The following is a 22,341-nucleotide window of genomic DNA, read 5'->3' as shown; positions in this document are numbered from 1 at the left end:
GAGCGCTCCACCGAATTGAGCTGCTCAAACGTGGCGCCGCGACAGATAATGAATTGGCGCGGTCAACTGTCCAACAACATCCAGGGACGAGCCGCTTCATCCACTTCGAAATGTGGGGTGTAATGAGGGTTTTTACGATTGTGCCCGTGAAATTTTCAAGTTATTCAATGCGCTAACAATGGCAATGGCGGAGAGAGCGGTATTCGAACATGGACCGCGTCGTGCGACCTCCTGGGCAAGCCAGTCACCGGTCATTGAGGTTCAAATAGATAGCAGGGCAATTTCGCGATCTCGCCGGCCATTGTCCTCAGCGTCACTTCCCCATAAGTGTCGGCAACCGTTCTAGCAGCCTGACCCTGGATTGCATCCAGGATGCGAGGAGGGATACCGGCTTCCATACCAATTGTTTTGAAGCGATGACGCCAGCCGTGGTTGGGCGCCACATGCGGATCTGACACAAACGTGCGCCCGAACTCGGCCAGCCGGTTTTTCAAGCCGCGCAAAGCCCCCCGAACATTTTCTGACGGATCGACATTCAAAAAGAGGTGACCGCTTGCGGCTTCTCGTACAAAAGCAGGGAATCCAAGGTCGATCACCTGCTGATGAAGGGGCACCTCGCGAGCTTCATTGGTCTTGACTGTTCCGGCCTCAGGGGTAATGCGAATGACCCAGACGTCGCCGCGCAATGATACATCCTGCTTTCGCAATTGCGCCAGTTCGCCGACTCGGGCTCCTGTGAACGCGCACAGCCATGGAATCCAGCGCTTGGCAGCATAAGTCTTCGGACTCTCCTGTCCTTGCTGATGCGACATAGCGCCGGATAGGATGGCTTTAGCCTCGTGGTCTGAAAGGCTCTTCGATCTCAGCCGAGCCGTCTTCCCTACCTTCAGCGTGACGCCTGTCGCCGGGTTATGGGTAATAAGCCCGTTTGCAACTCCCCAATCAAAGACGACTTTCAAGGCTGACAGATTGCTGTCCTTAACGGTCTTCGCCGAAACCATCTTCCCGGTCTTGGGCGACGGCGTGCTGAGGCGGTGATTTTTGAATCCGATTACATCCTTGGCCGCGACTTTCGTCGCTTCGTCATGGCCGAGGAAATCGACAAGATAGGCAAACGCATTCCGATAGCTCTCATAGGTGCTCGGTTTCCGGCCCGCCGCCTTGTTTTCTTTCCACCAACCATCCACCAACCCCGTTAGCGTGGCTGAAGCAGATTTCGTCTTTGCAGTCGTCGCTTTGAATGGTCGATTGTCCGCTGGTTGAGATTCTGCAGAGCGGTGGATTGGTCCGGCTGGCAGCGGTTCTGCTTCATACTCCCCGCGTTCAAGCTTTTGCAGTGTCAAGCTGGCTCGTTGGAAAGCAGCCCCCACCGCCCGCGCTGTCTTTGTGATGCTCCAAGGATCGTTCGAAAAGCCGTTCTGTAGAAGGAGGTCTTTGGCCCTGCTGATGCAGACGGCCCTCATCGACTTCCAAAAAATGTTTTCGATCGGCATAGTTCCCGGAATGGGGTCAGAGATCCCTTCCACTCCCGGAATCGGATCAGTCGAAGGTAAGGGATATTCCGTCCACATGCCCTCATAGAAGTCGGTATGCCAGTGCAACTGCTCGCTAGGATTTTCATAGAATCTATTGAGCCATTCATCGTGGACCGTCTGGGCAATGGAGTGCGCCTCGCGGTCTGTGATGGGTCGTTTTAAGGGTTCGATTCCTGCAGTCGGTTTTTCTTTCAGTTCGCCACGCGCGGCACCGAGCCGAAGTCGGGAGCAATCACCTTCGAACTCCGCGAGCACCTCTGCGTATTTTCGCTTGGCCTCTACGGGGTCTTTCGTTCCAAGCGTCTTGTTGACTTCCTTGCGGCCCGTCAGCGCGGCTATGTCCGCCGGTAGGCGCTTTCGAAACCAGTAAACGCCGGTCTTACGATGTTTGACAGGACGGCTCATAGCAAGGACCATGTGTAACACCCGTGTGTGGCACTCGGGCAGGCCTAAGCATATCATTTTGCTAGTTTTTCAGCTGCGTCAACACCTTATGGAGGTGATGGTGCCCAGAGGCGGATTCGAACCACCGACACGCGGATTTTCAGTCCGCTGCTCTACCAACTGAGCTATCTGGGCCTGCGCCGGCTAACGGGGTCCGCCCGCCGGATTTCGTGGGAGCACCATAAGGCACCCCTTGAAAGCGCGTGGGTTATAGCACGGGTATCCTGCCTGTCCAGAGCAATTCCCGGAAAAGTATTTAGCGGTTTTCCGGTCCGGAATTGCGTGAAAACAACCACTTAGCTTGGCGGTTGATTTCACAGGAAAAGAAAAATCGTCGGAAAGCGGCGGCTCCCGCGACTCAGTCCTCATCCTTGGGTGCGGGACCCGGCTTCGGGTTGTCTTCTTCTTCCTCCTCGTCGTCGCGGCCAGGGATGACATAGGCGCCCTTCAGCCAGCGATTGAGGTCGATATCCTTGCAGCGCAGCGAGCAGAATGGATAGTGCTCGCGCGCGGAAGGTTTTCCGCATTCGGGGCAGGGCCGCTTCGGCCGAAGCGGCGTCACTTTGTCGTCCAGGCTCATGAGCGTGAAGCGTGCCAGTTCTGGTGGGCCTTGAAGCCTTCGCCGGAAAGCAGCGCGATGCTTTCATAGAGCGGCAGGCCGACCACATTGGTGTAGGAACCGACCAGCTTGACGACGAAGGAGCCGGCCAGGCCCTGCACGGCATAGCCGCCGGCCTTGCCGCGCCATTCGCCCGACGCGACAAAGGCGTCGATTTCCTCGCGCGGCAGCCGCTTGAAGCGGACCCTCGTCTCGACCAGCCGCAGACGCTGCTTGCCGCCCGGCGTGATCAGGCAGATGCCGGAATAGACCCGATGTGAGCGGCCGGAAAGCAGGCCGAGGCAGTTGCGGGCGTCGTCGATCGTCTCGGCTTTAGGCAGGATGCGGCGTCCGACCGCCACCACCGTGTCGGCGGCGAGGATGAAGGCAGGGGCGTAATCCTCCTCGCTTTTCAGCGAGGCCAGCGCCTTGTCGGCCTTGTCCTTGGCCAGCCGCTTTGCCAGCGAGCGCGGATGCTCGGCGCGCAGCGGCGTCTCGTCGACATCGGCCGGCAGCACGCGGTCCGGCTCGATGCCGGCCTGCTGCAACAGTTCAATGCGGCGCGGCGAACCCGAGGCAAGCACGAGCTTCTGCAGGATGCTCATCGGTTCGCGCCGGACTGTTACTTGAAACGGTAGGTGATGCGGCCCTTGGTCAGGTCATAGGGCGTCATCTCGACCAGGACCTTGTCGCCGGTCAGCACGCGGATGCGGTTCTTGCGCATGCGGCCGGCCGTATGGGCGATGATCTCGTGTTCGTTTTCGAGCTTCACGCGAAACATCGCATTGGGCAGCAGTTCAGTGACCACACCTGGAAACTCGAGGACTTCTTCCTTCGGCATTCGATACCTTTGCTTGGATGGACGTTCCGGCGCCCTGGAGCGCCCAGGCCGGAATTTCGGCGGAACCTATATGATAATCGTGCGCTTGTGAACACGCTTAATCCGTCGCGTTTTTTGCCTCTGGAAGCAGAAAACGGCGGCTTATGCGCGCTTTCAGCCGCTCGCGCACGTCGCGATAGGCGCTCATGATCTGTTCGCGCGTGCCGCCGGTGTCCGTCGGGTCGGGCATCGGCCAGTACTCGACCTCGACGGCGAGCGAGCGGGTCAGCTCAAGTGCCGCGTGATGTGCTTCCGGCGCCAGCGTGACGATCAGGTCGAAATAGTCGTCTTCCAGATCGTCGAGCGTCCTGGGTTGGCGCGCGCCGAGCGAAAGCCCTTCCTCGGTCAGCACCGCATCGACGAAAGGGTCGCGCTCGCCGGCGCGCACGCCGGCCGAAGCGACGAAGGTGGTGGCTGGAAGCATGCGGCGCGCCAATTGCTCGGCGATCGGCGAGCGCACGGCGTTCATGCCGCACAAAAACAGGATCGAATGCGGCAACGCAGTCAGCACCAGAGCATGATCCCGAAAAGTGGGAACCGGTTTTCGGAGAAGGTCATGCTCCAGGAAAGAGTTGGATCAGGATGGCGATTCAACGAAACGTCATCCTGATCTAGCCCCGCCAATGCAGCACGCAGACCAGCGTGAACAGCCGGCGCGCCGTGTCGAAGTCGATCTCGATCTTGCCGGCCAGCCGGTCCATCAGCGTCTGCGAGCCTTCATTGTGCAGGCCGCGCCGGCCCATGTCGATCGCCTCGATATGGCTCGGCGTCGAGGAGCGGATGGCCTCGTAGTAGCTTTCGCAGATCAGGTAGTAATCCTTGACGATGCGCCTGAGCGGCGTCAGCGACAGGATGTGGGTGACCACGGCGGCGCCGTCGTCGCGGCTGACGGCAAAGACCAGGCGTGACTCGGCCAGCGACAGCTTGAGCTTGTAGGGCCCGGCGCCGTCATCATTGACCGGTCGAAAAGAGTTTTCCTCGATCAGGTCGAAGATCGCCACCGCCCGCTCATGCTCGACGTCGGGCGTCGAACGTCCAATCGTCTCGTCGAGCTCGACGTCGATCAGCCTGTCGCGGGTTTGGTGGTGGCCCGGCATCGCTACATGTTCAGCCGGATCGCCACGGAGCGCGCATGCGCGTCGAGCCCTTCGGCCTTGGCAAGCGCGATCGCGGCCGGTCCCAGCGCCCTGAGCTGCTCCGGGCCGAGCTTGAGGATCGATGTGCGCTTGACGAAATCGAGCACCGACAAGCCTGAGGAAAACCGCGCCGAGCGAGCCGTCGGCAGCACATGGTTGGAGCCGCCGACATAGTCGCCGATCACTTCCGGCGTGTGCCGGCCGATAAACACCGCGCCGGCATTGCGCATCCTGGCGAGGAACGCCTCGGCGTCGTCGAAGGCGAGCTCGACATGTTCGGCCGCGATCCGGTTGACCAGCGGCAGCGAGGCTTCGAGCGTCGGCACCAGGATCACCGCGCCGAAGTCGCGCCAGCTTGCCGCCGCCGTCGCCGCGCGGGGGAGCGTCCGCAACTGGCGTTCGACCGCCTGCTCCACCGCCTTGCCGAATTCGGCACTGTCGGTGACCAGGATCGACTGCGCCGACACATCATGCTCGGCCTGTGCCAGCAGGTCGGCGGCGATCCAGTCCGGATCGTTGTCGGCGTCGGCCACGACCAGCACCTCCGAGGGACCGGCGATCATGTCGATGCCGACCGTGCCGAACACCTGGCGCTTGGCCGCCGCGACATAGGCGTTGCCTGGACCAACGACCTTGGCGACGGGCTTGATCGTCTCGGTGCCGTAGGCAAGGGCGGCAACGGCCTGCGCGCCGCCGACCCGGTAGATCTCGGAGACGCCGGCAAGGTCGGCCGCCACCAGCACCAGCGGGTTGATGACGCCGCCCGAAGCCGGCACGACGATGACGATGCGCTCGACGCCGGCGACCCCGGCCGGCACGGCGTTCATCAGCACCGAGCTTGGATAGCTCGCAGTGCCGCCCGGCACATAAAGGCCGGCGGCCTCGACCGCGGTCCAGCGCGAGCCGAGCTCGACACCGGCGGCGTCGGTGTAGCGGTCATCCTTCGGCTTTTGCCGCTCATGGTGCGAACGGATGCGGTCGCGCGCGAATTTGAGCGCTTCGACGGTCGCCGGATCGGCTTCGGCATAAGCCTTGCCGATGTCGTCCCTAGAGACGGCGATGCCGAGCTGGCCGAGATCAGCCTTGTCGAATTTCAGCGTGTAGTCGATCAGTGCCTTGTCGCCTTCGGCGCGGACGCGGCCGATGATGTCGCGCACCACGGCCTCGACATCGGCCGACACCTCGCGCTTGGTGGTGAGGAAGGCGGCGAAGCGCTGCTCGAAATCGGCGTCCTCCAGGCGGAGCGTTATCGCCATTGCACCCTAGCCCCTATGCACCGGGCGCGAGGAAGCTTCCCAGGAGCCGCCGATATCGGCGAGCCGGGCCTCGATGCATTCGACGTCGAGCATGATGGTGCCGCCGCCAGCAAACACCAGTTCGACGATGCCGGCCGGCTTGCTGATCGCAACGAAGCTGATCGCCAGCAGCGAGAGCACCTCAACTGGCTTGTCGCGGGCAATCCCACTGGTTTTCGCGCCGAGCACGCGGTCGAAATGCAGAACGGCCTGCCGCCGCTCGTTGTGCTGGCGAAACAGGCCCGATTTCGCCTCCCAGACGAAGCGGTTCATGGTCATCAGGAAGCGCTTGGCGGCCGGCAGGTATTCGAGGTCGGAGACCTTCATCACGGCGTCCTGGACATGCGCCGAGACGATGCTCAGATCCTGGTCGTCGAGTGCGATGAGTTTTAGGGCTGCCATGCGGAATTCGCACCTAAACGTTGACAATTCAACGTTCTGTTATGCGGTCTTTCCGCTCGGCGCAACCGCCGGGAAAGAATGCGGTTAGCGTCAGCCCGAAATGCGCTCGATCACCGCGCCGCAGCCGGAGAGCTTTTCTTCCAGCCGTTCGAAGCCGCGGTCGAGGTGATAGACGCGGTTGACCGTCGTCTCGCCCTCGGCGGCAAGGCCGGCGATGACCAGCGACACCGAGGCGCGCAGATCGGTCGCCATCACCGGCGCGCCCTTGAGCTTGCCGACACCGTCGACGATCGCCGTCTGGCCCGAAAGCGTGATGTGGGCGCCGAGACGGGCGAGCTCCTGCACATGCATGAAGCGGTTTTCGAAAATCGTCTCGGTGATGCGCGACTTGCCCTTGGCCATGGTCATCAACCCCATGAACTGCGCCTGCAGGTCGGTGGGGAAGGCCGGGAAGGGGGCGGTGGTCACGTCGACCGGCGCAATGCCGGCGCCGTTGCGCCTGACGCGGATGCCTTCATTGGTCGCCGTGATCTCGGCGCCGGTCTCGACGAGCACGTCGAGCGCGCTCTGCAAAAGATCGGGCTGGGCGCCGGCGAGCATGACGTCACCGCCGGTCATGGCCACGGCCATGGCATAGGTGCCGGTCTCGATACGGTCCGGAATGACCCGCACGCGGGCGCCCGACAGCGCCTCGACGCCCTGGATGGTGATGGTGGCGGTGCCGGCGCCGTGGATCTTGGCGCCCATGGCGATCAGGCATTCGGCGAGATTGACGATTTCTGGCTCGCGGGCGGCATTTTCCAGCACCGTCTCGCCCTTGGCGAGCGCGGCCGCCATCATCAGCACATGGGTGGCGCCGACCGAGACTTTCGGGAAGGCGTAGCGGTTGCCGACCAGGCGGCCGTTCCTGGCCTTGGCCAGGACATAGCCATTGTCGACGTCGAGCTCGGCGCCCAGCACCTGCAGGCCTTCGAGGAACAAATCGACCGGGCGCGTGCCGATGGCGCAGCCGCCAGGCAGCGACACCTTGGCTTCGCCCATGCGGGCAAGCAGCGGCCCGATGACCCAGAACGAGGCGCGCATCTTCGACACCAGTTCGTAGGGTGCGGTGGTATCGACGATGTTGCGGGCGGAGAAATTGATGGTGCGCGAATAGCCTTCCTGTTGCTTTTCGCGGCGGCCGTTGACGGAATAGTCGACGCCGTGATTGCCGAGGATACGGATCAGCTGCTCGACATCGGCCAGATGCGGCACGTTTTCCAAGGTCAGCGTGTCATCGGTAAGCAGCGAGGCGATCATCAGCGGCAACGCCGCGTTCTTGGCGCCCGAGATCGGAATGGTGCCGGTCAGCTTGTTGCCGCCGACGATTCTGATGCGATCCATGAGAAACAGTCCCCTCGGCCCAAAAGGCCGGTTCAATCGGTTGAGTGTGCCGGCTTAGACCATTGGCCGGCTTGGTTCAAGAAATAGGATTTCCCCGGAGCCGAACCAACTGTGGCCGGCCAGTATGGCTGATTTGGTCAGTCTTTGTGCATTTTTCCAGCAGTGGGCAACCCTTCCGGCCTTTCGTCGGCACTGCCGGTGCGCCGCGAACGCGTCTGCGCCTTGCGCTTCTGCAGATTGGCGCGCAGCGCCTCGGCAAGCCGGTCCTTGCGCCCGCCGCCGGCCGTTTTTGGAGGATTTGCCTTGTCGTTCATTGTCCCGTTCCTGGCCGGCGCGAGCCGGCGGCGATTTGAGGAACGGCTAACATTTTAAGGCCGCCATGTCATGGCTGTTGGCGGCCAGACCGTGGCTTGCCGGGACGCAGCCCAAAAAGCTGGCCGCATTCGCGGCCCTCACATGCGACGCTTTGGGTTTCTCTTGGCCTTGCGCTTGCCGATTCGATATGGCAGAAGCGCCGCCATCGCAGGCTGCGGTAGCTCAGTGGTAGAGCACTCCCTTGGTAAGGGAGAGGTCGAGAGTTCAATCCTCTCTCGCAGCACCAGTTCCCTATGGCATTGAATTGCGCCTGGCCGTCGATTTGCACCGGCTCAGTTGCCGATATGCGACAACGCCAGGTCGGCCTCGTCTTGAGCCTCGAGCAGCATCTCCTCCGCCGACCGGAACATGTCCTCGAACGCCAGTTCATGCTCGAAGACGACGCCGCCGGCGCGAATGGCAAGCACGTCCTTTTCGCCTTTCGGCGCAAAATAAATCTGTCCGACCGCCTGTCTGATGCGTTCGCCGACCTCCCTGGCGTCCTGCTTCGTCGCCCCGGGAAGGAAGACGCCGAACATCGAGTTTCCGATGCGGCCGATCAGGTCGTCCTCGCGCACTGAGGAGCGGATGGCCGAGGCGACCAGCCGCAAGGCCTCGTCGCCCCATCCGAGGCCGAAGCGCAAGTTGATTGACGCCAGATGTTCCGGATGGATGACCAGAAAGGCGCCGGAGCGCGGACCGGCCGGACGCGCGGCCCTTCTGTCGACCATCGACGTGAACACCACCCCGTTGAGGCAGCCGGTCAGCTTGTCGTAGGAGCCGGATCTCGTGAGTTCCCGCCGGTAGCGACGGATCTCGATCTGCATTCGGCCAAGCAGGAGGAAGAGCGGCAGGCCGATGATGATGGGCACAAGCGTCGCGGTTACGATGCTGCGGCCGAACGGCGTCAGAACATCGCTGAACAAGAGCAGATAGTTCAGGCCGAGCGACAGGCACACGCAGGCGGCAGTGCCCAGAAACGCTCGCCAAATGACCTGCCGCCATGGTTGAACCGGCGCGGTCTGAGTTCTTGTGGTCACCAAGCCAATCTCCTCTAGGAGCCATCTGTTTAAGGCCGGTGTGCTGCAATTTCAGTTTCAGGGAAGCCTACAATTTGATGGAAGCCAGCTATTGCGGCGGGCCGAAGGTGCGAGAGCGGGTGCCGTCGGTCCAGATGAAGGTTGGCGCGACGCTGTTGACGACGATGCCGTGCTGCGCCCATTCGGCGGCCAGGCCGCGTCGCATTTCCTACGTTTTGACGATCTCCGTCACGCAGTGGACGTAGTCCATGCGGTGGCCATCGGGCGCTCGGGCCACCTCGGCTTCGTAAGCCGTGTAAAGCGCGTCGACGATGGCCGAACGGTCGCTCGCGGGACGCGACGGATCGAGCGCGTTGGCAAAGACGATTTCGGACCAGGAGCGCAGCGTCGGCACGTAAGCCTTGGCGAAATCCTTGGCGTCGCCATGGACCCGGAACGCCTCGGCGTAGGGGCAGGGCGTCACCATGGTGAACATCGTCTCCAAGGCCAATCCGGCTCGCGACACCGGGGAGGCGGGATCGTGGAAGGGTGCCGCAAACTCGTCCGGCGTCTTGTAGAATTGCTGGAACGTCGCGTTGGTATACTCCGTCTCGTTGATCCGGCCGGTCTTGAGAAGGTCGCGCCAATGGCGCGCGAAGCCGTCGAACATGTCGACCCCTGTCGTATGGCCGAGATAGCGCCCTTCCTCGTCGACGCAGAAATTGGCTAGCGCCAGCCTGCCGCCGGACCGCAGCTCGCGCGCCCTGGCAAGCAGGATCGTCTCCCAGTCGCTCCGCGCTTGGGCGCGAAACTGCGCGCGCTCGGCGCCGGTCGCGCCAACCGCCTGGACATGGTCGGCGATCATGCAGGGGCGCTTGCTGATCCAGTGCATCGCGGTGGCGGAGAAGCCGAACGACAGGGAATTGTCGGGCAGGATCTGGCGATAGAAGCTGGTGCCGCTGCCAAAAATGTAGAGAGCGGGCGTCCCGGCCAGCGGAACGTCCGTGGCTGGGCCAACAAGCCCCTGGCTCAGCCTGAACAGGGTCGAGAAGTCGTTGTGGGGCAGGTCCGTGTAGGTGATCGATATTGCCCGATGCGGCTCCGTTTCGCGGATGGCGCCGATCAGCCGCCGCATCATGTCCATCGAGGTGCCGCCGTCGGCCGCGCCGAAATCGGCTATTGCAAATGGCTGGCCGTCGGCCGGCCGGGGCATCTTGGCGACAGCCTTGACGACGAGGTCGCCGACCTTGTCGATGACGTTCTTGGCCCCCACCGTGTTCGCCGAATAGTAGCCCGCTCCGCGCATGGCAATCTTCTGGCTGTCGGCTGCGCTCATGTCTTGTTCTCCCTCTAATCGTCGACGCGGCCACCGCCGGCGCCGCGCGTGCGCGATCTTTCGCTTTCCGGCACATAGGTTTTGGCCGCAAAGGCATTGAGCGCTGCCAGCGTCTCCCGGTCGATTGCCCCGCGCCGGCCCGCGACCGGCTGCGCGATCTGCAGATGGCGTTCGATGACGACATCGGCCCTGGGCAGCGCCACCGGACGCGCCAAGCGCATGGTCGACCGGCGCAGCATGGCGTCGAGCCAGACCGGCAGTGCGACATTTAAAATCGTCAGCGGCATCACGCTCGCCTCGGGCGGATCGTCGAGCAAAAGGTTTGCCGTCCGGATCGGACAGAGCGGCCTTCCGGCGGCGACATCAGCCTCGCCCATGCGCCAGCGCGCGGCGCGCCGGGGATCCGGCGGCGCGAAGGATTGGGCATTGTCGAGCAGGCCAAGCAAGGCCGGGCCCCAGTTTTCATCCTCGACCGCAATGCGGCGTGCCGCCCGTCCGATATCCTCGGCCAGGCCCCATGAAAATCCCGCGCCGCGCGCCGCCTTGGCGCTCAGCGTTTCCACCTCGTTGAGCGACAGGTCGATCATCCAGCCTCTCCCGCCGGCGACGTCGTGGCGACGTCCTCGATCAGGGGCTCGCCGCTGAACAGCGCGATCCGCAGCCAGCGATCCGAGCGCGGATCGAAACTGCGCGCGCCGAAAAATGCAAGCTTGGCGCGCAATATGTCGACGGGCCGCAATTCGGCGCCGATCAGATTGTCGTGGATCTCGCTATAGGGAAATTTGGCGACGATCTGCGCACGCCGCACGGTATGGCGCCACTCCGGCTGGCGAAGCAGAAACTCCGCGACACTGGCTGAAGCGGGTTGCTGCGCCAGTGCGGCGGCGAGCTTGAGTGCATCGCGAGCCGTTGCCAGGGGTTGCTCGAGTTCGGCCCCGTCTTCCTCGAAGCGTTCGCCAAGCCGGGGCTCGAGCTTCTCCGCCGAAACATACCAGAACCGTGCGTTGGCGGCCGGTTCGGCGAAGTCGATATCTGCCGCCCAGGAATAGCCGTCGAGAAGCACCTGGCGGAGCGAAGCGCAGTTCATGCTGCCGTCGATCGCATGTCCAGGCGTCTCGTCGGCCTTCATCGTCTCGCCGAGTTCGTCGATCAGCGCACCGTGCGGCTCGAGGATCAGCGCAACGCAGGCTTCCTGCCCTTCCAGAGAGAATCGGTCTTCCGCGAAGCGATAGAGCGCATCCCAAGGCTGCGGCTTCGCCAGAAGTCGATCGAGGTTTTCCGCCAGCGTATCGAGATCTCCCGCCAATGCCTGGGTTGCCGCGGCTTGACTTCTGTCGTCGCTGTGCCAGCGGGCGACGCGTTGGCTTAGGTCGGCGAGCGCTGTCGAAAAGACACTTCGTTCCACCTTGCCGGCATGCGGCAGGGCGCGAACCCGCGCCAGCGCGGTTTCTCGAGCCAGGAACCAGCTATGCGTCAGCAGCGGGTGGCGGACGAGGAAAGGGGCCATGCCCAGTCCCGTCGCATTGCCCACGCCCAGCGCGCGGCGCAAATCCGGCCCCAGCCTTGCCGCGCCGTCCGGATTGCGGCGATGGGCGATGTGATCGACCAGATCGAGAGTGAAGGACCGGATCAGCCAGACGGTAAGCATTTCCGCCTGGAAGGAGCCGGCAAGCTCCGGCCGCGACGCGATCTCGTCGCGATCGGCAATGCCGAACTTGCCGTTGCCATAGACCGCCGTCGTGCGCAGCAGATAACCAACACCGAGCAGTTGCTCTTCGTCCGGCTGTTGCCCCTGCGCCAGCGCCGCGGCCACCTCCTCGAACAGCCGCACGCTCTTGTTGGCACGCGCCAGCACCAGTTCGCGGCTGGTGTAGCGGCCCGCTTCCTGCAGAGGCGCATTCGTCTCCAGCCGGGCGACGTCGGCTTCATCCGGCAACCCGTCGTAAAGAACGTAGCTCGTGTCCCAGGCCTGCGCGATCACCCGGTCGGAGCGGTTTTTATCGTCGAGCGGCGTCGAGAACGCGACAAGGCTGTAGACCCTTGCCGGTGTCTCGACCGCATAGACCGCGCGTCCGAAGCCGTTGTCGTCCAGTTCGAACCGGTCCTTGCGCACGCGCCATTGTTCGTTGGTGGCGCGTCGGATCAGCTGGCGCAGGAAACTCAGCCGCGTCGGATGCGCCGCGCCAAGCCGTTGCAGGCGCATGACGATTTCGGGCGGGCGCAGCGCGATTGCCGTCATGCGGCTGTCCCGGCGAGCTTTTCGAGCGTGGCAAGGGTTTCGGCCGCCACCTCGATGCCTTCGCTTGCGTTGCGCTCGCGCGCGGCGAAACGCCTTGTGCCCGGAAGCCTGGCCTCGCCGGCGAAGGCGCCGGCGACGATCTCCAACGCTCCGGCGAATGCTCCACCCGAGGTGGCATCGGGTGCGATTGCCAGGAAGAACTGACCGGTTCCAGGCGGACCGCCGGCGGTGCCGGAGAACGGGCTGGCGACAAGCCCCGGATTGGCCCCCGCCAGGCAAGCCGCGAAAATCTCCACCAGCAGGGCGGAGCCGACGCCTTTGTAGCCGCCGGCCGGCGCCATTGTGCCCTTCAGCGCTTCGCCGGCATCGGTGGTAGTCTCGCCATCTGCGTCGAAGGCCCAGCCGGGAGGGATGGGTTCGCCGGCGCGGGCCCGCTTGATGACTTCGCTCTTGGCGACGACACTCGCGCTCTGGTCGATGACGAAGCGCGCGCCGCCTTGCCCGTCGGGAACCGCCAGCGACCAGGGATTGGTGCCGACGGCCGCCTTGCGGCCGCCCCATGGCGCGATCGAGGCCGGCGCGTTGGTGAAGCCCAGCCCGACCAGGCCATCCCGGGCGATGCGTTCCGTGTGATAGCCCAGGGTACCGCAATTGTAGGAGTTGCGGATGGCGAGCGCCGCGAGACCTTGCGAACGTGCCGCATCGATCAATTGCGGCAGGCCGGCGGAAATGGCGGCGTGCGCGAAACCGTTGCCGGCATCGACGGCGACGACAGCCGGAGCCGGCCGTGTCAGGCGAGGCTCGGCCAATCCCAGCACTTTGCCGCAATCCAGATGGTCGCAATAGGTCGGCAGATACATCAGGCCGTGCGACTTCAGGCCGTCACGTTCGGCCGCCGCGACGCCGGCGGCCAGCGCCCGGGCCTGCGTTTCGCTTGCACCGTGGCGCATCAGGGCGGTGCAGGCCAGCGTCTCGATCCGGGCTTGCGTCAGGCGCGTCATCGGGTCACCCGCCATTCACGCCGCCGCATAACCGAACTCTCCTTCACTCGCCCGTGTCTGCAGGCGAATGCATTCGATGAACCTGAGCGATGCCGGTTGCAGGTTGCGCCCTTCCTTGGCGATCCAGCCGACCGTCCGGCTCGATCGTGGATCGGCAAGCGGCACGAAGCGAACGTCGTGGCTGGATTTCCAGCGGCAAAGCCGAGGCAGGATGGTCACGCCGAGCCCGGCCTCCACCATCGCCAGATTGGAGCTCACATTGGTCGCGGTGAGTTTGGAGCCGGCGGCAAGCGCCTCGATCTCGGCAATGCCAAGCGCTGCGGCCGCGCCGTTCTGGATGAAGCTCTCACCTTCCACCTGCGCCCACTGCAATGGATCTTTCGATTTGGCCAGAGGATGATCGACCGGGCAGACGAAATCGAGCGGCTCCTGGAACAGCGGCTCGAAGCTGAGCTGTGGCCGCTTGCTGGCGAGCACGCACAAGCCGACCTCCACCATGCCGTTCTCGACCGCCTCGACAATGGCGTTGGAATCGCTGTCGCGGACATGGATATCGAAGCGGTTGCCCTCGGCGCGCAGCTGGGCGATCGCCCGTGGCAGCAAGGTCACGGCAACGGAAGGCACGCTTGCGATGTCGCAGCGGCCCTGCCGGTCGGCCGCGTAGCTGGTTATCGCCAGGCAGGCGCGATCATAGTGGGCGATCATCGCCCGTGCCTCGTCGAGAACGATGCGACCCACGGCTGAAAGCGCGCCCTTGCGCTCGCTCTCGAACAGTGGCGCGCCGATGTCGTCCTCGAGCTGTTTGAGGGTCATCGACACGGCGGACGGCGTGCGGCCGATCTGATCCGCCGCGGCGCGCACTCCGCCGGCCTCGCAGACCGCAACGAAGCTGCGCATGCCGGTCAGGCTGATGGCTTTGGTCACTGTTAAGCTTGCCTGAACATTTGTACCAAAAATTGAGCTTGATTGAAGTTCACATCATTGGTTAGGTCGTTGTCAACCGAATTGATGCAGGACGAATGCGATGCTGAACGGACAGAACTTCGTCGCCGGCGAATGGCGCGATGGCGCCGACTGGATCGAGGACAGCAATCCGTCGGACCTGACCGATCGTGTCGGGCGCTTTGCCCAGGCTGCATCGTCCGATGTTCACGACGCCGTAGCGGCGGCGCATGGCGCGCAACGGGAATGGGCGGCGGCCGGGCTGGAAGCGAGAGCCGCGGTTCTGGATGCCATCGGCCGCGAATTGATGGCGCGCTCGAAGGAGCTTGGCGAATTGCTTTCCCGCGAGGAAGGCAAGATCCTGGCCGAGGGCGTCGGCGAGGTCTATCGCGCCGGGCAGTTCTTCACCTATTTCGCCGCCGAGGTTCTGCGCAATCTCGGCTCCTCGGCCGAGTCCGTCCGCGCCGGCGTGGAAGTCCTGACGGAGCGCGAGCCGCTCGGCGTCGTCGCGGTCATATCGCCGTGGAATTTCCCCATCGCCACCGCGTCGTGGAAGATCGCGCCGGCGCTGGCTTTCGGCAATGCCGTGGTCTGGAAGCCGGCCAGCATCACCCCAGCCAGCGCCTGGGCCCTCACCGAGATCATCAGCCGGCAGGCCATTCCGAAAGGCCTTTTCAACCTCGTCATGGGATCGGGATCGACGATCGGTCGCGAGCTCGCCGCGAACGCCGACATACAAGGCTTGAGCTTCACCGGCTCCGGCGCTGTCGGCTCGGGTATCGCGGCATTGGCCGCGGCGCGGTTCGTGAAACTTCAGCTCGAAATGGGGTCGAAGAATCCATTCGTGATCATGGACGACGCCGACCTCGAGCGCGCGGTCGACCTAGCCGTGAACGGCGCCTTTGGCGGTACGGGCCAGAAATGCACGGCATCCTCCCGCCTGATCGTCCACAAGCCGGTGCATGATGCCTTCGTCGAAAAGTTCCTTGCAAAGACCAAGGCGCTGAAGGTCGGCCATGCCTTGGAGGCAGATGTCCAGATGGGGCCGGTCGTCAGCGCCGGGCAACTCGCTGCCAATCTCGACTATGTGGCGCTCGGCAAAAGCGAAGGCGCCGAGCTTGCTATAGGTGGCGAAGCGCTCGACCGGGCGCATCGGGGCCACTACATGGCGCCCACCGTTTTCCTCAACGGGCGCTCGCGCATGCGCATCAACCAGGAGGAAATGTTTGCGCCGATCACCTGCGTCATCACCGCCGGCGATCTCGACGAGGCGATTTTCCTCGCCAACGACACCCCTTACGGACTGACGGCGGGGATCGCCACACGCTCATTGGCGCGCGCCACGAAGTTCCGCCATGCGTCGCGCTCGGGCTGCGTCATGGTCAACCTTGCGACAGCCGGCACGGACTATCATGTGCCGTTCGGCGGCGTTCGTGCCTCCAGCTACGGTCCGCGCGAGCAGGGCGCGCCGCGGTCGAGTTCTACACCCAGGTCAAGACGTCCTACATCCATGCGGGCGTACCCGAATGACCGCCGATCAGCCGCAAGTGCTCATCGACGGGCTGCAATACTGCAACTGGTCACGCGAGATTTTTGAACAGATGCGCCAGGGCGGCCTGACCGCGGTCCACGCCACTGTCGGCTACCATGAAGGTTTCCGCGAGACGGTTCGCCACCTCGTCGATTGGCGCACACGCTTCCGCGACAACGAGGACCTCATCCTTTTGGCGCGCGACAGCGCCGACATCGAGCGTGCGCGCGCCACGAACCGTACGGCGATTTTCCTCGGGCTGCAGAACCCGATGCCGATCGAGGACGACATCGGCCTGATCGAAATGCTCTTCGATCTCAGCATCCGCTTCATGCAGCTCACCTACAACAATCAGTCGCTTTTGGGCTGCGGTTGGATGGAGAAGGAAGACAGCGGCATCACGCGCATGGGGCGCGAGGCAATCGCCGAGATGAATCGGCTCGGCATGATCATCGATCTGTCGCATGCGGGCGAGCGGACGGCGTTGGAAGCAATCGCGCTGTCGCAAAAGCCGGTGGTCATCAGCCACGCCAATCCGCGTTGGCTCTGCGCCGGCAACCGCAATGTTTCAAGGACCGTCCTGCAAGCGCTACGCGAAAAGCAGGGGCTGCTCGGCCTTTCGCTTTATCCGCTGCATCTTGCGAACGGGCCGGACACGACGCTTCGGCAATTCGGCGAAATGGCTTCGGCGGCCGCCGAGATCATGGGAGCGGAGCATCTCGGCATCGGTTCCGATCTTTGCCAGGACCAGCCCGACAGTGTCGTGCGCTGGATGCGCGAGGGCCGCTGGACCCGCGAGGCGAACGGCGCCGCAAGCTTTCCGCCGCAACCGGCCTGGTTCGCGTCGAACCTCGATTTCCCCGGGCTTTCCGAGGGCCTTTTCTCCGCCGGCTTCAGCAAGGCCGAAACGTCGCTCGTACTCGGCGGCGCCTGGCATCGTTTCCTGACGGCCAGCCTGCCCGTTGCGTGATAGGTTTCGCCAGGCGAATTCCCTCAAGCCAGGTTCACGCCACCGACCACCCGCCATCCACCAGCGCGGCGCAGGCGAGCGCACAGGCACGGCCGATGCCGCGCGAGGCGCCGGTGACCAGCACCACCTTGCCGTTCAGGTCGAATTTTGGCGTGAATTCCGTCATATCCAGCCTCCCGGCGTTAGCTCGGGCAAACATTAGCTGGTCGCGCCGCGAAAGCCAGAAGTCCGAGGCCGCTGCAAAGGATTTGCTGCACTTCTGCAAATTGCGCGCGAGAAATTGCCACGTGTGGATGCTTTCATTGGCAAAGCGGGCCCATTCCCTGTTATTGCGGCCCCGAAACCGGAAAGCATGGACAGTTCATGACCAATGTTGCCTTGACCGGGTTTGCCCGCGATCTCGCCCGCCGCGCCGCCGAAGGCAGGCCGGTGCGTATCGGTGTCATCGGTTCCGGCGAGATGGGCACCGACCTGGTGACGCAGGGCATGCTGATGCCGGGCATTTCGATTGCCGCCATTTCGACACGGCGCCCGCATACCGCGCGCGAGGCGATCCGCATCGCCTATGGCGACGAGGCGATGGCCGTTGAGGCCGAGACGGCATCTAAGGTCACCCAGGCGATCGAGAGCGGCAGGATCGCCATCACCTCGAACGAGATGCTGGTCACCAATCCGCTGGTCGACGTCGTCATCGACGCGACCGGAAAACCCGGCGTCGCCGCCGATTTCGATCTGATGGCGATGGAGCATGGCAAGCATCTGGTCATGATGAATGTCGAAGCCGACGTCACCATCGGCTGCTATTTGAAGCAGCAGGCCGACAAGTTGGGTGTCGTCTATTCGGTCGGCGCCGGCGACGAGCCGTCAAGCTGCATGGAGCTGATCGAGTTCGCGTCGGCGCTCGGGCTGACCATCGTCGCCGCCGGCAAAGGCAAGAACAACCCGCTCAACCACGATGCCGTGCCCGACGACTATCGGGAAGAAGCGATCCACCGCAACATGAACCCGCGCATGTTGGTCGAGTTCGTCGATGGTTCCAAGACCATGGTCGAGATGTGCGCCATCGCCAACGCCACCGGCCTAGTGCCGGATGTTCCCGGCATGCACGGCCCCAAGGCCGATCGCGACCAGCTCGCCAAGGTGCTGATCCCCAAGGAGGCAGGCGGCCTTTTGTCGAGGAAGGGCGTTGTCGACTACACAATCGGCAAGGGCGTGGCGCCCGGCGTGTTCGTCATCGTCGAGGCGATGCATCCGCGCATCGTCGAGCGCATGGACGATCTCCATGTCGGCCAGGGCCCTTACTACGGCCTATTCCGGCCCTTTCACCTGACTTCGCTGGAAGTGCCGCTGACCGCCGCCCGCATCATGCTTTATGGCAAACCCGACATGGTGCCGCTGCCGAAACCGGTGGCGGAAGTCTGTGCGGTGGCCAAGCGCGATCTGGCCGCCGGCGAGACCTTCGACGCCATCGGCGAGACCTGCTACCGCTCCTGGACGATGGCGGTCGGTGACGCCCGTGCCAGCCGCGCCGTGCCGGTCGGGCTGCTCGAAGGCGGCAAGGTGCTGAAGCCGGTCAGGAAGGGCGAATTGTTGACGCAAGACAATGCATCACCCGACCGCACGACCAGGCTTTATGCCCTGCGCGCGCTGCAGGATGAGATGCTTTACGGGGCGTCCCTTACTTCCCCAGCTCGATCGACCTTAGCCGCGCAGCTTCGACCGCTTCGGTGACGAGTTTCGTCAGCCGGTCTTCGCCCATCAGCACGGCAAGTGCGGCCGCTGTCGTGCCGTTGGGGCTGGTCACCTGCCGCCGCAGTTCCCCTGGCTCGTCGTCGCTTTCGGCGGCGAGCGAGGCAGCGCCGAAAACCGTCTGCATGGCTAGCAGCCTGGCGGTCTCGGCCGGCAGTCCTGCCTTTTCGGCCGCGACCGTCAGGGCCTCGATGAAATGGAAGATGTAGGCCGGGCCGGAGCCGGAAACCGCGGTCACCGCATCCATCAGGCCCTCATCGTCGATCGTCGTCACGACGCCGCTTGCCGAAAGCAGCTCTAGGACGAAACGGCGGACATCGTCCGACACCAGCGGATTGGAGAACACCACCATCATGCCTTTGCCGATCGCCGCCGGCGTGTTCGGCATGCAGCGGATCACCGGCACGTGCTCGCCCAGGATCTGCTCGAACGTGGCGACCGGCGTACCGGCGGCGACGCTGACGAACGTGGTGCGGCCGTCGCCGAAGCGTTTGTAGTCAGCCATCACTTCGCGGATCACCTGCGGCTTGACGGCAATGACCACGAGGTCGGGCGCCGCATCGGCCGGAATGCCTTGCGCATCGGCGGCGGCGGGACAGCCAAGATGTTCGGCGCGGCTGCGCAGTTCAGCATTGGGCTCGACCACGAACACCGCCGACGGCTCGAGCTTTGCGGATTTCAGCCAGCCCGAGAGCATGGCGTAACCCATATTGCCGCAACCGGCGAGAACGAGCCTGATCGTCATGAAAGCCTCCGCAAGAAGGCTCTCCTTAGACGTTTGTACGCCGGTGGAAAAGTCCAAGGGAGATCGACTGTGCAGAACGATGTTGAAAGGCCCTCTTCAGGGTGCCTGCTGTTCTGAGAAGGGAAGCGCTATGTCGTGCTCCAGCAGTGTAGCCTTATAATGGTTGAGATATGACCAAAGAGCGTTGCGCAGATCATTCAGTTCGTCGTAACCCGGCGAACCTCGACCGACTTCCTTGCAGGCCAGATCCGCTCGCTGACACAGCATATAAAGGCTGTCACCCTGAACGAGAACGCCCGGGAAGGCACGACCAGGATGCCGCATGACAGCGGCATTGGTCTTGTCCGACAGTATCTCGACGTTCTCGCTACGCATCAGTGTCTCGCGGATCGGCTTGCCGCACCGTCAGAGCACGAGCCCGTTCATCCCGCAACCCTTTATGGGTTCACGACCTAGCCAGGGAGGCGAACCGGGATCGGCCGCAGCGAGACTTGCCTGAGGCCGAGCACACCCAGCACGAAGAACAGCCAGACCGGATCGCCACGGTGGAAGAAGAAACTTTCGAGGAAACCGTTCAGCGCCGTGAACAGCACCACCATCATGAAGAAATCGCCGAGGAAGATGTTTTCCTTGCGCGGCGGGATGCGCATATAGTCGCGCAGCGGCGCGATGAGGAAGGTGTAGACGGCGACGCACAGCGCCGGGATACCCATCAGCACGGCGATATCGAGATAGCCGTCATGGCCGTGCACGATGGTGCGGATGTCCCAGGGGCGGTCGAAGGGCTGGTCCTGGTTGAGCAGCAGCGGCGTTCCCCAGAAGCTTTCATAGCCGTAACCGGTCCATGGCTTCTTGGCCAGCATCTCGCCGGCGAACTCCCACAGCGTCGTGCGTCCCGTATAGGTGAGGTCGGGGAAATAGACCGCAGCCAGCTGTTTCACCGGCGCGATGAAGACAATGCCGAGCGTGCCGACGGCGGTCGCGATGATGGCCGACAGGAACAGGATCGGCGTGCCGAGCCGCATGCCGATAAGGCTTGGCAGCACGACGATCATGATCGAGAACGGGATCAGGCCGGCAGTCGTCTTGGAGCCGGTGTGCAGCATGAAGATCATCGCCGCGCAGAAGATGCCGACGCCCCACCAGCGCTGGCCGCGCCGGAACAGATAGAGGCCGGCGAAGCTGAAGCAGGCCATCACCGGGCCGGCGATGTTCTTGTGCGTGAAGACGCCGCGCCACAGGCCGGCATGCTCCGGCTCCTGCGAGTCGGCCGTGTGCATCGCCTCATGCGGGAAGACGATCAGGCCGATATAGGAAAGGCCTATCACCATCACCGCGGTGAAGATGATGACCCTCGCGAAGGACTCCGCGTCGCGCGGCAGCACCAGGATCGTCGCCATGGTGATGATGCCGATCATGGTGAAGGAGGCGGCGCGCATTGCCGAGGGCGGATCGGTCGCCAGCACCACCGAGAGGAAGAAGAAGCCGAGCATCAGCGCCCAGGACGGGCTGACCAGCGAGCGCACCACGCGCGGATCGGCAAAGGCGAGCAGCGAAAAGATCGAGACCGCGCCAAGCGAGCCGAAGCCGAGCTGGTTGACGATGTCGCCGCCGTCGCCGGTAAGCTCGGCGCCGGCCGGCTGGAAGGGCCGGAACGAGACCATGATGACGGTGAACAAAAGCGCGGCGATAGCCGTCGCCACACCGTCGCGTGTGAAAACGGCGCTGAGCGGCGCGCGCTCAGTTCTTCTCGGGCTGGCGATACTGCTCATTGGCATATCCGAATTCGGCCATCACTCGGCCAAGCGCGACATAGACGGGATAGAGCCCCGTCGTCAGCGAGCCGGTGCGCGCCAGCCTTACCGACGCGCGCAGCGGCGAGGCGGCAAGCAGCGCCAGGCTCTTCACGAAGACTTTCGCGCCGGCGAACGGTGTGCCGGCGCGCTTCTTCTTCTCGACCAGCGTCGAGATCACGCCGTTGCGCAGGCTGCGGGCACGGATCCAGTCGGCCTCGACCCGCCTTGCGGGGACGGTTTCGTTGACCTTGGCCTCGGCGCACCAGCCAAGCACGAAGCCTTTCTGCGCCGAACGGCTGAGGAAATCGGAATCGCCGCCTCCCATGAAGTTGAATTTCAGGTCGAGGAAGGGCGGACCCATTGCTGTCAGCACGTTGCGGCCAACCAGCAGATTGCCGGACGAATAAAGCGCCGGCACGCGGCCCGTTTCCCGGTAGGGCGGCGCGAACACCGGGTGCTCGGCCCATCGGGCATGTGCCGGATCGGCAAAGATTGGCACTTGCGGACCACCGACGATATCGGCGCCAAGCGTTTCCGCAGCGCTGCACATGCGCTCCAGCCAGTCGGGCTCGGCGAGCTCGTCGTCATCGATGACCAGCAGATGCTTGAAGTTCGGGAAGTGAAGCATCGCTGTTTGCCAGCCGGCATTGTAGGCGCTGCAATTGCCACGCTCATGCGCGACGATGACAAGGCCCGGCATCTCGCCGGCTTCGAACAGCGGCAGCACCGCCTTGGCGCCCTCGCGGGCCTCGGCCTCGTTTTCCATGACGATGACGGCGAAGCGCCTGACGGTTTGCTGCGCCTTGAGCGAAGCCAGCGTTTCCAGCACCTGTTTCGGCCGCTTGAAGGTCGGCAGCGTCACGACCGCCTCGACGGTTTCCGCGACAAGCCCCGGAGACCGCCCCGCGATCGATACAGAAGCGTCGGACGGCAAAGGGATCATCCGTTTCCAGCAGCGTGGGTTTCAACCTCGATAGCATCGCGGT

23 protein-coding genes, 2 tRNA genes and 1 pseudogene are annotated in these 22,341 nt (G+C 63.7%); 4 read left to right on the top strand and 22 right to left on the bottom strand.

Annotated elements, in window-relative coordinates:
• Positions 1 to 251: 251 nt before the first annotated feature.
• The 11 genes from ACVDG8_RS14445 to ACVDG8_RS14395 form a co-directional block, all read right to left on the bottom strand.
• Positions 252 to 1,952, bottom strand: a complete 1,701-nt coding sequence (locus ACVDG8_RS14445) for a DUF6538 domain-containing protein (protein WP_447255248.1) — start codon at positions 1,950 to 1,952, stop codon at positions 252 to 254.
• An 86-nt stretch (positions 1,953 to 2,038) separates the two neighbouring features.
• A tRNA-Phe gene (locus tag ACVDG8_RS14440) sits at positions 2,039 to 2,114 on the bottom strand.
• Between the two features lie 223 nt (positions 2,115 to 2,337).
• A complete protein-coding gene (gene yacG, locus ACVDG8_RS14435; protein WP_447255247.1) occupies positions 2,338 to 2,559 on the bottom strand; it encodes a DNA gyrase inhibitor YacG in 222 nt (73 codons plus the stop codon).
• On the bottom strand, positions 2,556 to 3,182 hold the full coding sequence (locus tag ACVDG8_RS14430; RefSeq protein WP_447255246.1) for a Maf-like protein: 627 nt from the start codon (positions 3,180 to 3,182) through the stop codon (positions 2,556 to 2,558). Before ACVDG8_RS14430 ends, yacG begins: the two co-directional genes overlap by 4 nt.
• Before the next feature lie 17 nt (positions 3,183 to 3,199).
• Positions 3,200 to 3,418 (bottom strand): translation initiation factor IF-1, encoded by a 219-nt coding sequence (gene infA / locus ACVDG8_RS14425; RefSeq protein ID WP_006200926.1) that lies wholly within the window; start codon positions 3,416 to 3,418, stop codon positions 3,200 to 3,202.
• Positions 3,419 to 3,515: 97 nt separating this feature from the next.
• Positions 3,516 to 3,926 carry an arsenate-mycothiol transferase ArsC gene (locus ACVDG8_RS14420; protein ID WP_455707839.1) on the bottom strand — a complete coding sequence of 137 codons (411 nt, stop codon included), beginning with the start codon at positions 3,924 to 3,926 and terminating at the stop codon, positions 3,516 to 3,518.
• 142 nt (positions 3,927 to 4,068) lie between these two features.
• Entirely contained in the window at positions 4,069 to 4,554 is a 486-nt protein-coding gene (locus ACVDG8_RS14415) for a UPF0262 family protein (protein ID WP_447255244.1), read from the bottom strand.
• Between the two features lie 2 nt (positions 4,555 to 4,556).
• Positions 4,557 to 5,849 carry a histidinol dehydrogenase gene (gene hisD, locus ACVDG8_RS14410; RefSeq protein WP_447255243.1) on the bottom strand — a complete coding sequence of 431 codons (1,293 nt, stop codon included), beginning with the start codon at positions 5,847 to 5,849 and terminating at the stop codon, positions 4,557 to 4,559.
• Positions 5,850 to 5,855: 6 nt separating this feature from the next.
• A complete protein-coding gene (locus tag ACVDG8_RS14405; protein WP_447255242.1) occupies positions 5,856 to 6,290 on the bottom strand; it encodes a DUF2948 family protein in 435 nt (144 codons plus the stop codon).
• Between the two features lie 90 nt (positions 6,291 to 6,380).
• A complete protein-coding gene (murA, locus tag ACVDG8_RS14400; RefSeq protein ID WP_447255241.1) occupies positions 6,381 to 7,673 on the bottom strand; it encodes a UDP-N-acetylglucosamine 1-carboxyvinyltransferase in 1,293 nt (430 codons plus the stop codon).
• Between the two features lie 137 nt (positions 7,674 to 7,810).
• Entirely contained in the window at positions 7,811 to 7,987 is a 177-nt protein-coding gene (locus ACVDG8_RS14395) for a hypothetical protein (protein WP_447255240.1), read from the bottom strand.
• Between the two features lie 212 nt (positions 7,988 to 8,199).
• Between ACVDG8_RS14395 and ACVDG8_RS14390 the strand changes: the two genes are divergently transcribed.
• Positions 8,200 to 8,274 (top strand) — tRNA-Thr (locus tag ACVDG8_RS14390).
• Between the two features lie 46 nt (positions 8,275 to 8,320).
• Here the strand turns inward: ACVDG8_RS14390 and ACVDG8_RS14385 are convergent.
• The 6 genes from ACVDG8_RS14385 to ACVDG8_RS14360 form a co-directional block, all read right to left on the bottom strand.
• Positions 8,321 to 9,067: a GGDEF domain-containing protein gene (locus tag ACVDG8_RS14385; protein WP_447255239.1), complete on the bottom strand. Its 747-nt coding sequence runs from the start codon at positions 9,065 to 9,067 to the stop codon at positions 8,321 to 8,323.
• Between the two features lie 208 nt (positions 9,068 to 9,275).
• Positions 9,276 to 10,382: an SAM-dependent methyltransferase gene (locus tag ACVDG8_RS14380; RefSeq protein WP_447255238.1), complete on the bottom strand. Its 1,107-nt coding sequence runs from the start codon at positions 10,380 to 10,382 to the stop codon at positions 9,276 to 9,278.
• 14 nt (positions 10,383 to 10,396) lie between these two features.
• On the bottom strand, positions 10,397 to 10,969 hold the full coding sequence (locus tag ACVDG8_RS14375) for a DUF3726 domain-containing protein (protein WP_447255237.1): 573 nt from the start codon (positions 10,967 to 10,969) through the stop codon (positions 10,397 to 10,399).
• Entirely contained in the window at positions 10,966 to 12,621 is a 1,656-nt protein-coding gene (locus ACVDG8_RS14370; protein WP_447255236.1) for a hypothetical protein, read from the bottom strand. Before ACVDG8_RS14370 ends, ACVDG8_RS14375 begins: the two co-directional genes overlap by 4 nt.
• A complete protein-coding gene (locus ACVDG8_RS14365; RefSeq protein WP_447255235.1) occupies positions 12,618 to 13,637 on the bottom strand; it encodes an Ldh family oxidoreductase in 1,020 nt (339 codons plus the stop codon). Before ACVDG8_RS14365 ends, ACVDG8_RS14370 begins: the two co-directional genes overlap by 4 nt.
• Positions 13,638 to 14,546, bottom strand: a complete 909-nt coding sequence (locus ACVDG8_RS14360; protein ID WP_447255234.1) for a LysR family transcriptional regulator — start codon at positions 14,544 to 14,546, stop codon at positions 13,638 to 13,640. It lies immediately after the preceding gene.
• Between the two features lie 100 nt (positions 14,547 to 14,646).
• On the opposite strand from ACVDG8_RS14360, the gene ACVDG8_RS14355 reads away from it, so the two are divergent.
• Entirely contained in the window at positions 14,647 to 16,161 is a 1,515-nt protein-coding gene (locus tag ACVDG8_RS14355; RefSeq protein WP_455707763.1) for an aldehyde dehydrogenase family protein, read from the top strand.
• Entirely contained in the window at positions 16,091 to 17,065 is a 975-nt protein-coding gene (locus ACVDG8_RS14350; protein ID WP_447255232.1) for a membrane dipeptidase, read from the top strand. The genes ACVDG8_RS14355 and ACVDG8_RS14350 overlap by 71 nt, the downstream gene beginning before the upstream one ends.
• Positions 17,066 to 17,129: 64 nt before the next feature.
• Here the strand turns inward: ACVDG8_RS14350 and ACVDG8_RS14345 are convergent.
• A pseudogene (locus ACVDG8_RS14345) lies at positions 17,130 to 17,231 on the bottom strand (3-oxoacyl-ACP reductase); the annotation flags it as partial.
• Between the two features lie 197 nt (positions 17,232 to 17,428).
• Here ACVDG8_RS14345 and ACVDG8_RS14340 point away from each other — a divergent pair.
• Positions 17,429 to 18,796 (top strand): NAD(P)H-dependent oxidoreductase, encoded by a 1,368-nt coding sequence (locus tag ACVDG8_RS14340; RefSeq protein ID WP_447255231.1) that lies wholly within the window; start codon positions 17,429 to 17,431, stop codon positions 18,794 to 18,796.
• Here ACVDG8_RS14340 and proC read toward each other — a convergent pair.
• From proC to ACVDG8_RS14320, 4 genes are all read right to left on the bottom strand, one after another.
• The gene (gene proC / locus ACVDG8_RS14335; protein ID WP_447255230.1) at positions 18,744 to 19,559 is read right to left on the bottom strand and encodes a pyrroline-5-carboxylate reductase; all 816 of its coding nucleotides are present in this window, start codon (positions 19,557 to 19,559) and stop codon (positions 18,744 to 18,746) included. The genes ACVDG8_RS14340 and proC overlap by 53 nt on opposite strands.
• 96 nt (positions 19,560 to 19,655) lie before the next feature.
• Positions 19,656 to 19,934, bottom strand: coding sequence for a DUF6959 family protein (locus tag ACVDG8_RS14330; protein WP_447255229.1), 279 nt, complete (start codon positions 19,932 to 19,934; stop codon positions 19,656 to 19,658).
• 77 nt (positions 19,935 to 20,011) lie between these two features.
• Positions 20,012 to 21,331, bottom strand: a complete 1,320-nt coding sequence (locus ACVDG8_RS14325; protein ID WP_447255228.1) for an O-antigen ligase family protein — start codon at positions 21,329 to 21,331, stop codon at positions 20,012 to 20,014.
• Entirely contained in the window at positions 21,300 to 22,298 is a 999-nt protein-coding gene (locus ACVDG8_RS14320) for a glycosyltransferase family 2 protein (protein ID WP_447255227.1), read from the bottom strand. The genes ACVDG8_RS14325 and ACVDG8_RS14320 overlap by 32 nt, the downstream gene beginning before the upstream one ends.
• Between the last annotated feature and the right edge of the window lie 43 nt (positions 22,299 to 22,341).

The sequence above is a fragment of the Mesorhizobium sp. ORM8.1 genome, from assembly GCF_053005525.2.
This window is presented reverse-complemented; position numbering and strand designations above follow the sequence as displayed.

Bases quoted from the DNA above. Each gene is read 5' to 3' on its own strand.
- ACVDG8_RS14370 (WP_447255236.1), bottom strand. From the start codon at position 12,621: ATGACGGCAATCGCGCTGCGCCCGCCCGAAATCGTCATGCGCCTGCAA.
- ACVDG8_RS14405 (WP_447255242.1), bottom strand. From the start codon at position 6,290: ATGGCAGCCCTAAAACTCATCGCACTCGACGACCAGGATCTGAGCATC.
- hisD (WP_447255243.1), bottom strand. From the start codon at position 5,849: ATGGCGATAACGCTCCGCCTGGAGGACGCCGATTTCGAGCAGCGCTTC.
- ACVDG8_RS14325 (WP_447255228.1), bottom strand. From the start codon at position 21,331: ATGAGCAGTATCGCCAGCCCGAGAAGAACTGAGCGCGCGCCGCTCAGC.
- murA (WP_447255241.1), bottom strand. From the start codon at position 7,673: ATGGATCGCATCAGAATCGTCGGCGGCAACAAGCTGACCGGCACCATT.
- yacG (WP_447255247.1), bottom strand. From the start codon at position 2,559: ATGAGCCTGGACGACAAAGTGACGCCGCTTCGGCCGAAGCGGCCCTGC.
- ACVDG8_RS14365 (WP_447255235.1), bottom strand. From the start codon at position 13,637: ATGGCGGGTGACCCGATGACGCGCCTGACGCAAGCCCGGATCGAGACG.
- ACVDG8_RS14355 (WP_455707763.1), top strand. From the start codon at position 14,647: ATGCTGAACGGACAGAACTTCGTCGCCGGCGAATGGCGCGATGGCGCC.
- proC (WP_447255230.1), bottom strand. From the start codon at position 19,559: ATGACGATCAGGCTCGTTCTCGCCGGTTGCGGCAATATGGGTTACGCC.
- ACVDG8_RS14340 (WP_447255231.1), top strand. From the start codon at position 17,429: ATGACCAATGTTGCCTTGACCGGGTTTGCCCGCGATCTCGCCCGCCGC.
- ACVDG8_RS14420 (WP_455707839.1), bottom strand. From the start codon at position 3,926: ATGAACGCCGTGCGCTCGCCGATCGCCGAGCAATTGGCGCGCCGCATG.
- ACVDG8_RS14350 (WP_447255232.1), top strand. From the start codon at position 16,091: ATGACCGCCGATCAGCCGCAAGTGCTCATCGACGGGCTGCAATACTGC.
- ACVDG8_RS14445 (WP_447255248.1), bottom strand. From the start codon at position 1,952: ATGGTCCTTGCTATGAGCCGTCCTGTCAAACATCGTAAGACCGGCGTT.
- ACVDG8_RS14430 (WP_447255246.1), bottom strand. From the start codon at position 3,182: ATGAGCATCCTGCAGAAGCTCGTGCTTGCCTCGGGTTCGCCGCGCCGC.
- ACVDG8_RS14320 (WP_447255227.1), bottom strand. From the start codon at position 22,298: ATGATCCCTTTGCCGTCCGACGCTTCTGTATCGATCGCGGGGCGGTCT.
- ACVDG8_RS14375 (WP_447255237.1), bottom strand. From the start codon at position 10,969: ATGATCGACCTGTCGCTCAACGAGGTGGAAACGCTGAGCGCCAAGGCG.
- ACVDG8_RS14380 (WP_447255238.1), bottom strand. From the start codon at position 10,382: ATGAGCGCAGCCGACAGCCAGAAGATTGCCATGCGCGGAGCGGGCTAC.
- ACVDG8_RS14395 (WP_447255240.1), bottom strand. From the start codon at position 7,987: ATGAACGACAAGGCAAATCCTCCAAAAACGGCCGGCGGCGGGCGCAAG.
- ACVDG8_RS14330 (WP_447255229.1), bottom strand. From the start codon at position 19,934: ATGCGTAGCGAGAACGTCGAGATACTGTCGGACAAGACCAATGCCGCT.
- infA (WP_006200926.1), bottom strand. From the start codon at position 3,418: ATGCCGAAGGAAGAAGTCCTCGAGTTTCCAGGTGTGGTCACTGAACTG.
- ACVDG8_RS14415 (WP_447255244.1), bottom strand. From the start codon at position 4,554: ATGCCGGGCCACCACCAAACCCGCGACAGGCTGATCGACGTCGAGCTC.